Source organism: Sphingomonas naasensis (genome assembly GCF_004792695.1).
Taxonomy (GTDB): Bacteria; Pseudomonadota; Alphaproteobacteria; order Sphingomonadales; family Sphingomonadaceae; genus Sphingomonas; species Sphingomonas naasensis.
The window spans coordinates 240,924-253,511 of sequence record NZ_SRXU01000006.1; the positions used below are offsets into that span (position 1 = coordinate 240,924).

11 protein-coding genes and 1 tRNA gene are annotated in these 12,588 nt (G+C 67.3%); 7 read left to right on the forward strand and 5 right to left on the reverse strand.

Annotated elements, in window-relative coordinates; genetic code table 11:
• Positions 1-4: 4 nt before the first annotated feature.
• The 3 genes from E5A74_RS14770 to E5A74_RS14780 form a co-directional block, all read right to left on the reverse strand.
• Entirely contained in the window at positions 5-3,145 is a 3,141-nt protein-coding gene (locus tag E5A74_RS14770) for a TonB-dependent receptor (protein ID WP_135986290.1), read from the reverse strand.
• 213 nt (positions 3,146-3,358) lie between these two features.
• Positions 3,359-4,615, reverse strand: coding sequence for a S1 family peptidase (locus E5A74_RS14775; protein ID WP_240699825.1), 1,257 nt, complete (start codon positions 4,613-4,615; stop codon positions 3,359-3,361).
• Positions 4,616-4,699: 84 nt separating this feature from the next.
• Positions 4,700-4,785 (reverse strand) — tRNA-Tyr (locus tag E5A74_RS14780).
• A 121-nt stretch (positions 4,786-4,906) separates the two neighbouring features.
• Here E5A74_RS14780 and E5A74_RS14785 point away from each other — a divergent pair.
• The 3 genes from E5A74_RS14785 to E5A74_RS14795 all read left to right on the forward strand — a co-directional run bounded on the left by E5A74_RS14785 (position 4,907) and on the right by E5A74_RS14795 (position 8,512).
• On the forward strand, positions 4,907-6,520 hold the full coding sequence (locus E5A74_RS14785) for a M20/M25/M40 family metallo-hydrolase (RefSeq protein ID WP_135986292.1): 1,614 nt from the start codon (positions 4,907-4,909) through the stop codon (positions 6,518-6,520).
• Entirely contained in the window at positions 6,520-7,266 is a 747-nt protein-coding gene (gene rlmB / locus E5A74_RS14790) for a 23S rRNA (guanosine(2251)-2'-O)-methyltransferase RlmB (protein ID WP_135986294.1), read from the forward strand. Before E5A74_RS14785 ends, rlmB begins: the two co-directional genes overlap by 1 nt.
• A 97-nt stretch (positions 7,267-7,363) precedes the next feature.
• Positions 7,364-8,512: a hypothetical protein gene (locus E5A74_RS14795; RefSeq protein ID WP_135986296.1), complete on the forward strand. Its 1,149-nt coding sequence runs from the start codon at positions 7,364-7,366 to the stop codon at positions 8,510-8,512.
• A gap of 2 nt (positions 8,513-8,514) precedes the next feature.
• Here E5A74_RS14795 and E5A74_RS14800 read toward each other — a convergent pair whose 3' ends face one another.
• Positions 8,515-8,832 carry a 2Fe-2S iron-sulfur cluster-binding protein gene (locus tag E5A74_RS14800; RefSeq protein WP_135986298.1) on the reverse strand — a complete coding sequence of 106 codons (318 nt, stop codon included), beginning with the start codon at positions 8,830-8,832 and terminating at the stop codon, positions 8,515-8,517.
• 63 nt (positions 8,833-8,895) lie between these two features.
• Between E5A74_RS14800 and E5A74_RS14805 the strand changes: the two genes are divergently transcribed.
• From E5A74_RS14805 to E5A74_RS14815, 3 genes are all read left to right on the forward strand, one after another.
• Positions 8,896-9,519 (forward strand): DNA-3-methyladenine glycosylase family protein, encoded by a 624-nt coding sequence (locus tag E5A74_RS14805; RefSeq protein WP_135986300.1) that lies wholly within the window; start codon positions 8,896-8,898, stop codon positions 9,517-9,519.
• A gap of 17 nt (positions 9,520-9,536) precedes the next feature.
• Positions 9,537-9,923 carry a VOC family protein gene (locus tag E5A74_RS14810; protein ID WP_135986302.1) on the forward strand — a complete coding sequence of 129 codons (387 nt, stop codon included), beginning with the start codon at positions 9,537-9,539 and terminating at the stop codon, positions 9,921-9,923.
• 61 nt (positions 9,924-9,984) lie between these two features.
• Entirely contained in the window at positions 9,985-10,470 is a 486-nt protein-coding gene (locus tag E5A74_RS14815) for a hypothetical protein (RefSeq protein ID WP_166745797.1), read from the forward strand.
• A gap of 42 nt (positions 10,471-10,512) precedes the next feature.
• Here E5A74_RS14815 and E5A74_RS14820 read toward each other — a convergent pair whose 3' ends face one another.
• A complete protein-coding gene (locus tag E5A74_RS14820) occupies positions 10,513-11,406 on the reverse strand; it encodes an ROK family protein (protein WP_135986306.1) in 894 nt (297 codons plus the stop codon).
• A gap of 131 nt (positions 11,407-11,537) precedes the next feature.
• Between E5A74_RS14820 and E5A74_RS14825 the strand changes: the two genes are divergently transcribed.
• Positions 11,538-12,569: an aldo/keto reductase gene (locus E5A74_RS14825; protein ID WP_135986308.1), complete on the forward strand. Its 1,032-nt coding sequence runs from the start codon at positions 11,538-11,540 to the stop codon at positions 12,567-12,569.
• Positions 12,570-12,588 lie beyond the last annotated feature (19 nt).

Sequence of the window (12,588 nt, forward strand, 5' to 3'; positions counted from 1 at the left end):
TGCATCACAGTTTCCACTGCACGCCAACGAAGATGCGCTGGCCCGGATAGCTATATTCGAGCGGGCGGGCCGCATCGATATAGGTCTTGTTGAATTCCTTGCCGAGATTGAGCCCCTCGACCCAGAATTGCACATGATCGTTGGCGCGGATCATCACCTTGGCGTCGATGAAGGTCTCGCCGCGGCGGAAGATCGGATTGTTGGCATTGTTGCCGTCCGCGGCCGACTGCAGCCAGTCGCTGCGCCGGTTGTACGAGACGCGGGCGTTGAGGAAGCCCTTATCGTAGAACAGGCTGGCGTTGTAGGTGTACTTGGACTGCCCCGGATAGCCGTCGAGCGCCTCGCCGGTCGCCTGGTTGGTCAGGCCCGAATCGAGCACCCGGGCATAAGTGAAGTTGGCGCTGGCGCCGAAGCCGTCGAACGGCCCCGGCAGGAAGGTGAACACGGTCTGCGCGCTCGCTTCGATACCATCGAGCTTCGCGCCGAAGCCGTTCACCGGCTGGCGGACGGTGTACAGGGTGCCGTCATGATAGAGATCGACCCCGGCGCGGGTGACGTTGGGGACGATGAAGCTCTTGATGTCCTTGTAGTAATAGCCGAGGCTGATCAGCGTATCGCGGTTCGGATACCAGGACGCGTTGAGATCGAACTGGTCGGCGCGGTAGGGCTGGAGATCGGGATTGCCCGCGGTGCAGCTGTCGTCGAGACCCACCGTGTCCAGCGTGTCCACCGTGCAGGTGATCGTCGCCGCCAGATCCGTCGGCTTGGGCCGCGCGAGGTTCTTGGCGAAGGTGCCACGGATGAAGAGATTGGGAAGCGCCTCGAGGTTGAGGTTCACCGCCGGCAGCCAATCGGCGTAATCGTTGGAGATGTTGAATTCCTGCGCCGAAACCCGGACGGTTTCGGTGACCGGAGGAATCCCGTTGACGCCGGTGCCAGGGACGATGCGCCGTTCGTTGATGATGTTGGTGCTGGTCGAGGTATCGCGGGTCCGGGTGTAGCGGACGCCGAAATTGCCGGTCAGCTTCATCCCGAACAGCTGCTGCTCGAAATTGGCCTTGAGATAGGCCGAGGCGATCTGCTCGTTGATCACATAAGCGGGGATCTGCGGCAGCCCGTCGGCAGTGCGGACGCGCGACTGGTTGAAATAGCTCAGATCGTAATAGCGCGCGATATCGGGGCTGAATTCGGGGAAGGCCAGCCGGCCGGGAGCACCGTCCGGAGCGCCCTGCAGTCCGCTGAACAGCGGCGCGCCGCCGCTGATCGCCCCCGTCGCCGCGATGAAGTCGCGATATTGCTGCTGCGTGAAATAATAGGTGTTCGCGGCCGGGCCCGATGCGGGCGGCGCGCCAATCACCGTGTTGTAGCTGACATTGGCGCTGGTCTGGAACACCGCGGGGCTGCCGGCGATGCCCGCGGCGGGAACCGCGGTGACCGCGGGGACGAGCAAGCGCGCGCCGCCACCGGTATAGTTGACGAAGCCCTGATCGCGATACTGGCCGCCCCATTCGATCGTGGTGAACGGCCCCCAGTGGAGATCATAGTCGAGATCGAGCTGGAGCATCTTCTCGTCCGAGCCCGCGTCTTGCGGACGGAACTGCACCGTCGGGCCGGCCTGGGTAAGTGCCACGCCATTGGCGCCGGTGCGCCCGAAGGCGACATAGGAATTGGGATCGGCGGGATCGAAGCTGGTCGGGAAAGTGAAGACCGGAAGGCCGAGTTCGTTGCGCCGGTCGACGCTCACGCCGCCGATGCTGGTGCTGATCGAGACGAGGTTGGTGTTGTTGATCAGGCTCGCCTTCGACCAGGCGCCGAGCCCGCGCACCTTGAGCCGATCGAGATCCCAGTCGAACCCGGTCTGATAATATTGCGTGTACTGGTCATAATCGAAATTGCGGCGCTGGACGCCGACGATGCCGTTCGCGCCGCCCGCGCCGACGGCGTTCTGCTGCATCAGCGCGCTGGTGACGATATGATCCTCGACCGTCGCGGTGCCATCGGTGATGCGCGGCCGCGAGGTGCCGCCGGCGGCGTTGGCCGCCAGCGCGGCATCGAAATTATACCGGTCATAGGTGCCGGAATCGATCGAGTAGTTGACGTCCTTGAGCTGCTGGCGGCGCTTGTTGATCTGCCCCTGCGCCCAGACATTGAAATTGTCGGCGAAGCGCGCCTGCACCTGCAGATCGACCGAGGTGCGATAATCGCGCCGCTCGAGGAAGCGATAGCGATAGATTTTGGGTGCCCAGTCGAAGAACTGGTTCTCGCAGGCGAGACGGTTGGCGGTCGCGGTCGCCGCAGTGGCGCCGGTCGTGCCCGCGCAGCTCTCATAGGTGGCGAAATTGGCATAGTCGGGATTGGCGATCGTCTTCTCGGTCGAGCGATCGAAATCGGCGATGCGGTCCCAATTGGTGTTCGAGGCAAAGTCCGAGCGCGTGTCGACCGCGCTGTGCGTCACGTTGACGAGGAAGCCGAAACGCCCGTCGAGCAGATCGCCACGGCCGGCGAGGAAATTGAGCCGCGGCTGCCAGCTCTGGGTGAGATCGAGATGCTGGCCCTCGGCCTTGACGCTGAAGATCGGGTCCTTGAGGTCGAGCGGGCGCCGCGTCTCGACCGAGACGGTGCCGCCGATGCCGCCCTCGGGCAAATCGACCATATAGCCCTTGTAGACGTCGATCGACTTGACCAGCTCGACCGCGAGCTCGCGGAAATCGCCCGAACGGCCACCGAGCGCGCTCTGCTGGCTGACGCCGTTGATCTGGACGCGGTTGAGATCGGGCTCGACCCCGCGGATCGAGACCGCGGTGCCCTCGCCGAAATCACGGCTGAGCTGGACGCCGGTGATGCGGCTCAGCGCCTCGCCGACATTCTTGTCGGGGAAGCTGGCGATGTCGTCGGCGACGATCGAATCGACGACGGTGCCCGAATTCTTCTTGCGGCCGATCGCCGACTGCAGGCTGGCGCGCGTGCCGGTGATGATGACGGTGTCGTCGCTGGTGGCTTCCTCAGCCGGCGCGGCATCGGCGCTCTGCTCCGCCGGCTCGGCCGCGGGCGTCTCCTGTGCGAACGCCGCCGGCGAAACCATGGCGGCGGCCGCGATCGCGGCAAGCGAGACACTGTTACGAACGACGCGGCAACCCTTACGCATACTCTCTCCACTCACGACCCAAGGAGCGACCAAAGGCCGCGCGCCGATTTGTCGGCTGTGTCGAGTCGCATAGCAGCGTGGGTCCGGAATGGAAGCAAATTCACGACATGTGGCAGCTCATTCCATATAATGGAATAATCTTGGCTTATGATGCGGGGATGTTTCCGGACCGCGCGAGCCGATCCCCTGATCTCTGGAGCCGCGCCGAAGGCTCTATTCCCCGACCGCGGCTGCCGATGGCAGGCCGGGATCGCTGCGCGGCGCGGTGTCGACGAGCAAGGACCAGGGCGCGGGCAGATAGTCGAGCGACATGTAGAAATAGAAGGCGCAGGAGCCGTCCTTGCGATAGCTCGCGCCCTTCACCACTCCGAAGGCCGTGGTGCCGCTGAACACCGGCCCGCCGCTGTCGCCGCCCTTGCAGCTCGGCCCTGCGACGGTGACCCAGGTCGGCAGGCACGGCCCACCGCACAGATCGGCGGCGGGTGCGAAATCGAGCAGCTCGACCTCGGCGCAGCTATAGCCGCTGCTCTCGCCGCGATGGCAGACGAAGTCGCCCGCGCGCGTGCTCGCCTTGCTGCGCTGCGCCTCTACCGGCCGCTCGATCGTGCGCGCGGTGTCCGAATAGAGCAGCGGCCGCTCGGGCGCGGCGCCGGTATGGATCTGGATGTCGTGATAGCCCCAGCCCCATTGCCCGACGAAGCTGAGCGGCGTCGGCCGGCGCTCGGGGTCGTAATAGGTCATGTCGTCGAGGCAGTGGGCGGCGGTGGTGATTCCGCTGCGAGTGCCGTCGGTCACCGCGAAGCCGGTGGTGCACAGATAGCGCTTGCCGTCGGCCGCGTTGACTCCGCTGAGCCGGCCTCCGCCGTGCAGGCTCAGGTTGACGTCGGTACGCTCGAGCACGCGGACCTGCACCGGCACGCCGGCCAGCTTCTCGAGCTCGGCGTCGATCGCCGCCGCACCGCCATCGGCGGCGGCGATCGCATTGCCGATAATGACGACGAGCTCGCCGGTCCGCGGATCGAGTCCCATCGACGGCGGGCTGGGCAAGGCTGCGCGGATCGCCGCCTGATGATATGTGATCGCCCAGACCACCCGGTCGCGGCTGGCCTTGGCGCCGGTGCGGAACGTCACCGGAACCTCCATGCCGCCCGCGCGAATGCGCATCGCGGGCACCGGATCGTCGCCGGTCAGATAGACGACGTAGCGATAATCGGGCCTGTGCTGCACCGAGATGCCGGCGAGCCGATCGCGGTAGCGGCTGGCGATCGCATCGGTCGTCGCGACGCTGTCGTGCTGGGCGCGCAGGCGGCGCAGCGCCTCGTCCTGCGGCACGCCGTAGAGACGGGCATATTCGCCGGCATCCTGCATCAATGCATCCTCGCGCGTCTGCACGGCCTGCGCCGCGGCGGGCTGGGCCAGCATCAGCGCGAGCAAGAGCGTCAGCGACCGGGAAAATTCACGAAGGAGCATGGCAACAATCTAGGGAGATTGCGCGCCTCCGGCAAAGCAGAGGACCATTCCAGAGACTTTCGGGAAATATCCGCCCCGGGCGGATGGTGGACAGGGCTGGATTCGAACCAGCGTACGCTTGCACGGGCAGATTTACAGTCTGCTGCCTTTAACCACTCGGCCACCTGTCCATGGAGCCGCTAACGAAGCGAGGGTGGCCCAATGCCGAAGCGGCCCCGCGCTGTCAACGCCTTGCGCGCAGGCTTCGTGCCGCATAGCGTCGCGCGCATTCCTCCAGTCACGGGAGTCCCAATGCGCAAAGCTTCCGCGCTCGCCGCCATCGCACTCGTCGCCTCGCCCCTCACCGCCCAATCGGTCGACCGTACCGAGGTGGGACGCATCGTCGACGAAGGCGTCAACCGTTCCGAAGTGATGCTCACCGTCCAGCATCTCGCCGACCATATCGGCCCGCGCCTGACCAATTCGCCGGGGATGCGCGCCGCCGAGGATTGGACCGCATCGAAGTTCCGCGACTGGGGCCTCAAGAACGTCCACAAGGAAGGCTTCGATTTCGGCCGCGGCTGGTGGATCGAGCGCTCGAGCGCGCGCATGATCAACCCGCGCCCGATCACGCTGACTGCCATCCCGATCGCATGGACGCCCGCGACCGCGGGCCGGATCAGCGCGCCGGTGGTGGTCGCGCCGATGAGCGAGGAGCGCCATTTCGCGCGCTATCACGGACAGCTCGCCGGCAAGATCGTGCTGGTCACGCTGCCCAATGACGGCTCCGAGCCGACCGACCCCGCGTTCAAGCGGCTGAGCGGCGACGATCTGTCAAAGCTCGACGTCTATGAGCAGCCCAAATATGATCCCGAGGCGAGCGATCGCCGGATGAAGCGGCTCGAATATTCGGCCAAGCTCGACGCGTTCCTCAAGGCCGAGGGCGCGGTCGCCTATGCGACGATGTCGCCGCGCGACGGCAAGCTCGTCCATGGCGCCGGCTATCTGTTCGGCACCGGCGAGACCCAGCAGGTGCCCGGCGTCGAGATCGCCGCCGAGGATTATCGCCGCCTCGCGCGGCTCGCCAAGCAGGGCCCGGCACCGGTGGTCGAGCTCGAGAATGTCGTCCATTTCGTCGACACCGACACCAGGGCGTACAACATCATCGCCGACATCCCCGGCAGCGATCCCTCGGGCGCCTATGTGATGGCCGGCGGGCATCTCGACAGCTGGGCGGCCGGCGACGGCGCGGTCGACAATGGCGCGGGCGTCGCGATGGTGATGGAAGCCGCGCGCATCCTCCAGACGATGGGGGTCAAGCCCAAGCGCACGATCCGCTTCGTGCTGTGGGCGGGCGAGGAGCAGGGCCTGCTCGGCTCGATGGACTATGTCGAGAAGCACATCGCGGCGCGCGCGCGCAAGCCGGGCACCCCCGAGACGGGGCTGGCGCGCTTCTATGGCTGGGCCAATCGCTGGCCGATCACCCGCCAGGCCGATTACGGCAAGCTTTCCGCCTATTTCAACATCGACAACGGCTCGGGCAAGCTGCGCGGCATCTATGCCGAGAACAACGCCGCGGTGGTGCCGATCTTCCGCGACTGGTTCGCGCCGTTCAACGCGATGGGCGCGGGCAGCGTGGCGATCCGCAAGACCGGCGGCACCGACCATGTCTTCTTCTCGGCGGTGGGCATCCCGGCGTTCCAGTTCATCCAGGACCCGCTCGACTATGGCAGCCGGCTGCACCATACCAGCATCGACACCTTCGATCACATCAAGGCCGCCGACATGCGACAGGGCGCGGTGATCCTCGCGAGCTTCCTGCTCAACGCGGCGAATGCCGACAAGCCGCTGCCGCGCCTGCCCTTCCCCACCGAGCCCGGCGTGACCGATCCGTTCGCCTGGCCCGATCCGAACGATCTCGACTGATGGCACGCAAGGGACATCGCCCGAGCCAGGCATCGGCATCGCGGCCGCGCTTCTATGGGCGGCACGCGGTGCTGGCCGCGCTCGCCAATCCCGAGCGCACCGTGCGCAAGCTGTGGGGCACGCGCGAGGCGCTGGCCGCGCTCGACATCCCGCCGGCGATCCCGATCACCTATGCCGATGTCGCCGATCTCGGCCGGCTGGTGCCGGGCGACGCGCCGCATCAGGGGCTGGTCGCCGAAGTCGATCCGCTCGAGGAGATCTGGCTGGGCGATCTGCTCCAGCAGGGCGCGGGCGACCGGCGGCCGCTGGTCGTACTCGATCAGGTCACCGATCCGCACAATGTCGGCGCGGTGCTGCGCTCGGCAGCGGCGTTCGACGCGCTCGGCATCGTCACCCAGGACCGCCACGCGCCGCCCGAATCGGGGGCGCTCGCGCGCGCCGCCTCGGGCACGCTCGAGACGGTGCCGTGGGTGCGCGTGGTCAATCTGGCGCGCGCGCTCGAGGAGATCGCCGAGGCCGGCTTCTGGCGGGTCGGGCTGACCGGCCATGCCAGCGGCACGCTGGGCGAGGTGATGGGCGATGCCCGGATCGCGCTGGTGCTCGGCGCCGAGGGCGAGGGCATGCGCCAGAACACCGAGGCGCATTGCGACCAGCTGGCGCGGCTGCCGATCTCGCCCAAGGTCGAGAGCCTCAACGTGTCGAACGCCGCCGCGGTGGCGCTCTACGCGATCGCCGCGCGGGGCTGAACCGCGCAGGGCCCGGTTCCCGGGCTCCGAAATGGTCCAGTCCCCGCTGGCCTTGCCGCCTCCGCGGCGCCTAGCCTCGGCGCGCGGAGGATGCGCGATGGCCGACTCGTTGATGCGCGAGGGGAGAAGCGAACGGGCGACGGCGACGCATGCCGCGGCAGCGCCGGTGCGCGGCGATCCGCCGCCGCCCGCGCCACTCCAGCAGCGGCTCAACCGGCGCACCCTCCCGTTGCAGCTTATGGCCCGGCGGCTGTCCGCGCGGGCGCCGGTCCAGCGCATGCCGCAGGCGAACGGCGTGGTGCAATTGATACGCCCGCACGCGCAGGATGTCGGCCGCGACTTCCAGGTCTATTATCCCGGACCCGATTCGGGGCCGATCATCGCGGTGTACAACGGCACGCTCGACAACCAGAATTATCGCTTCACCACCTCGCGCGGGCGATCGATCACCGTCACCGAGGACCGGATCATCGGCTATCGGCCGACGGTGGGCGGCATGCATCCACCGGGACAGATCCGCCCGCCCGAGGAGAATGTCCAGGGCCGGACCGAGGTGCTGCTCTCCGAAGCCGATCTATCCGGCGCGATGGCGCGCCAGCGCCAGGATCGCAGCCTCGTCGACCGGATGGTGGTCTCGACCTTCGAGCAGACACCCGATTACGCCAGCTACCAGCAGAACCGCCGCGATCTCGAGGTGCAGGGCGTGCCGATCCTCAACAACATGAACATCGCCCGGACGCAGGACACCGCCAACCGCCTTTCCGGCGTGGGCCCCAACGCTAATCTCCATTTCCAGATGCCGCGGGTGCCGCAGGGAACCCAGGGCTATTCGACGCCCCGGCTGATCCACGACACGCTGACCCTGCCGTCGATGATGCAGCGCAACGACGTCACCGTGAGCATCACCGCGCCCGATCCGTCGAGCTATGCCAAGCCCGCCACGCACAACACCTTCTACAGCCTCGAAAATGGCGGCGCGGTGAAGAACACGGGCATGACCCAGAGCGACACCGGCCCCGACGACGATCTGGAGAAATACGGCTATGCGCACCGCCAGACGACCAAGGATGCGAGCACCGGCGCCGCAGCCAAGCGCAAGAAGTACAAGTTCACGCCATCGAAGAGCGAGCATGCGGATTTCCACCAGCCCGATCCCAACCGCAAGCACGAGGAGGATGACGACGATATGGGACGCGGCAGCTTCGGCGCGCCCAACATGACGCAGCCGCTGGTCCCGACCTACTGACCTCAGTCTTCGGCGGCGATCGTCACCTTGAGGCCGTCGAGCGCCTCGGTGAACGGGATCTGGCACGACAGGCGCGAGCGCGAGTCGCGATCCATCGAGCTGTCGAGCAGGTCGTTCTCGTCCTCGCTCATCGGCGGCAGTTTGGCCGCAAATTCCGGATCGACATGGACGTGGCAGGTCGCGCAACTGCAGCAGCCGCCGCAAATCGCGAGGAGCTCGTCGAAGCCATTGTCGCGGATCACTTCCATCACGCTGAGGCCCGCTTCGCCCATGACTTCGCGTTCTTCCCCTTCCCTGGTGACGACGATAAGCTTGGGCATGCAATTCTCCTTGGTCGGCCTTTCCCATGCCGCCGAAGGCCCCTCGATTCAAGGATGCCGGCCATGGGCCTGAGCGAAACCCAGCTCAAAGAGTCGCTCGACGCGCTGGTCGCGCTCGAGCCGGCCTTCGCCACCGCGCTGCAGCGCGCCGGCTATCCGGCGCCGCGAATCCGCGACCGCGGCTATGAGACGTTGCTGCGCACGATCATCGGCCAGCAGGTCAGCGTCGCGGCGGCGCAGTCGATCTGGAACAAGCTCGCCGCGGCGCTGGGCGATCTCACCGACCCGGGCACGGTGGCGCGCGCATCGGACGAGACGCTGCGCGCCGCGGGCCTGTCACGCCAGAAGGTGAGCTATGCGCGCAGCCTCGCCGAGGAAGTGACCAGCGGGCGGCTCGACCTCGCCGCGCTGCCCGCGGATGACGAGGAGGCGATCGCCGCGCTCACCGGGATCAAGGGCATCGGCCGATGGTCGGCCGAAATCTATCTGCTGTTCGCCGAGGGCCGCCCCGACATCTGGCCGGCGGGCGACCTTGCGGTGCAGATCGAGATCGGCCGGATCCTCGGCCATGCCGAGCGCCCTTCGGAGAAGCTGCTGCGGCAATGGTCCGCCGCGTGGCGCCCGCATCGCGGCGCCGCGGCGATCTTCGCCTGGCATCACTACAAGATCGACATGGAAGTGATCTGACCGAAGAGGAGCGTGCGATGAGCATCCCGACAGGCACCGAGCTGGCCCGCCCGTTCGTTCCGGCGAAGGACTTCGCGCGGAGCAAGGCCTTTTACGAAGCGCTCGGCTTCGAAACGCTGCTCGACGGCGAAGTCGCGATATTCGGGATCGGCGCGAGCAGCTTCCTTCTCCAGAATTACTATCAGGAGGAATGGGCCAATAATTTCATGATGCAGCTGATGGTCGACGATCTCGACGCGTGGTGGCGGCACATCACGGCGCTCGATCTGCCGGGCCGCTTCGGCGTCCCTGCCCCGCGCGCGCCGGCGATGCAGCCCTGGGGCCTGCGGATCGCCTATGTGATCGATCCGAGCGGCGTGCTCTGGCACGTCGCCGCGCGCCGTAGCGGCAATGCCGCCGACTGATCCGCGCCCTGCCATGACGGAGCCCGCCCGTCGCCGACCGCGCTATTGGGTCGCGCGCACATTGTTCGCGCCATTTCTCATCGCGATCGCGATCGCGTGCATGGTGATCGGCGTTTTTCTGCCGCTCGATCTGGCATCGCAGGCAAAGACCGATCGCTTCTACTATGCGCAGTTCGAACAAGCGGCCGCCCATGTGGAGCGAACGGGGCATCTGCCGGGACCAGCGCAGCTCGGCGTCCTCGAGGGAAGGTCGATCTCCCCCCTTTCGATGGCTGCGCCGCAGGCCGCATCGGACTGCGGGTCGCGCTTTCAGACGGAGGCATCCGATCGATTTGTCCTGTCTTTCTGGCGCGGCGAGTGGACCGAGTGCTACGCCCATCCGTCCGGCCGGACCACGCTTCCAATGTCCGCTGTCGCCTATCTGAAAGAAGGTGCGTGGCAGCTGTTCGCATTGCTTTGGATTGTGGCGATAGGCGCGATTTGGGGCGCGATTCGCCTGACGCGGGCGCCGCGCCCGACGATCGCAGCCGCCGATAAAGGCGAATAGTCGCCGCCCTCGCCCTCTCCGCGGAGGATGGGCACGCCCTTCTCAGCTGTCGATCGCTTCCAGCCCCACCGCCAGCGCGCCGAGCGGCCCGGCCATCGCGCCGAGCCCCGGCGGCCCGAGCCGGTCGTCGAGCTCGCCGGCATAGCCGATCAGCGAGCCATAGCCGCCGAGGCTCTCGGCCAGCCGCGCGCGCAGCTTCTGGAAGAGATGCGCGCGCGCCGCGATCACGCCGCCGCCGATCGCGATCCGCTCGGGCGCTGCGGCAACCACCAGATTGTGGAGCAGCCCGCAGAGATCATGGACGAACAAATCCCATTCGCGCCCGTCCTGCGGCAATTCCTTGCCCGGGCAGCCGAAACGCTCGGCGAGCGCGGGGCCCGAGATCAGCCCCTCGACGCAATCGCCGTGGAAGCGGCACCAGCCGGGATAGGTGTCGCCGGCCGCGCGCGGGACGCGCATATGCCCCGCCTCGCCATGCGCAACGCCCTGCACCGGGCGGCCATTGGCAACCAGCCCCACACCGACGCCGGTGCCGATGGTGAGATAGGCGTGCGTCGCCAGCCCCCGCGCCGCGCCCCAGCGCCCCTCGGCGAGCGCCGCGCCGTTGACGTCGGTCTGGAAGCCGATCGGCTTGCCGTAGCGCCGCGCGAGCCGGCGGACGAGATCGGTGCCGGTCCAGCCCGGCTTGGTCGTCGCGGTGATCGCGCCATAATCGGGCGCGGCGGCGTCGAGCTGGAGCGGTCCGAAGCTGGCCACGCCGATCGCATCGAAATCCCAGCCGTCGAGCGTCGCCTCGATCGCCGCGAGGGTCGCGTCGGGATCGATGGTCGGGACGGTCTGTTGCGCGCGCACGTCCTCGGGCCCGCTGCCCAGCAACGCGATACATTTGGTGCCACCGAGTTCGATCCCGGCGATCAACGATCCCCTTGTGCCCATGCGTGCCTCGCTAGCCGAGTCGGGCAGGCGGGGAAAGCAGGAGGTTTCCGCAGGCGAAAACGCATCGTGCCATTGCCGAAACATGCCGGCGACCACATCTGCGGCGCAACCCCATCTCGCGGAGGTCCTCAATGCGCTACAACCAGCTCGGCCGCACCGGCCTGATCGTCTCCGAACTCTGCCTCGGGACGATGACCTTTGGCGGGCGCGACGGCATGTGGGGCGCGATCGGCCAACTCGAGCTCGACGATGCGGCGGCGCTGGTCAAAGCCGCGGTCGACGGCGGGATCAACTTCCTCGACACCGCCAATGTCTATGCCGAAGGCCGCTCGGAGCGGATTCTCGGCGAGTCGCTGCGGAAGCTCGGCATCAAGCGCGAGGAAGTGGTGATCGCGACCAAGGTGCTCGGGCGGATGCATCCCGGCCCCAACGGCGCCGGCGCCTCGCGCGGCCATATCCTCGATCAGGTCGAGGCGAGCCTCGCGCGGCTGCAGACCGATCATATCGACCTCTATCAGATCCACGGCTTCGACCCGGCGACGCCGATCGAGGAGACGCTTTACGCGCTCGACAGCCTCGTGCGGCGCGGGGTGGTCCGCTATATCGGGCTGTCCAACTGGGCGGCGTGGCAAGTGATGAAGGCGATAGGCATCGCCGAGGCGCGGCGTTATGCCCCGATCGCCTCGCTCCAGGCCTATTACACGCTCGCCGGCCGCGATCTCGAGCGCGAGGTGATCCCGATGCTCCGCTCCGAAGGCGTTGGGCTGATGGTGTGGAGCCCGCTCGCCGGCGGCTTCCTGTCGGGCAAATATAGCCGCGAGGGCGAAGGCGAGGGCCGGCGCGCCAATTTCGACTTCCCGCCGGTCGACAAGGACCGCGGCTATGGCGTGATCGACGTGCTGCGCGAATTGGGCGCGGCGAGGGGCCAATCGGTTGCGCAGCTCGCGCTGGGCTGGCTGCTCCACCAGCCGGCGGTGTCGAGCGTGATCGTCGGCGCGACGCGGCCCGACCAGCTCGCCGACAATCTCGGCGCGGTCGCGGTATCGTTCACCGCCGACGAGCTGGCGCGGCTCGACGATGCGAGCAAGCTGCCGGCGGAATATCCGGGCTGGATGCTCGAGCGGCAGGGCGGGTATCGCGGCGCGCCTTCGCCGCGGCGCTAGTCACGGCCAGCCCGTGGCC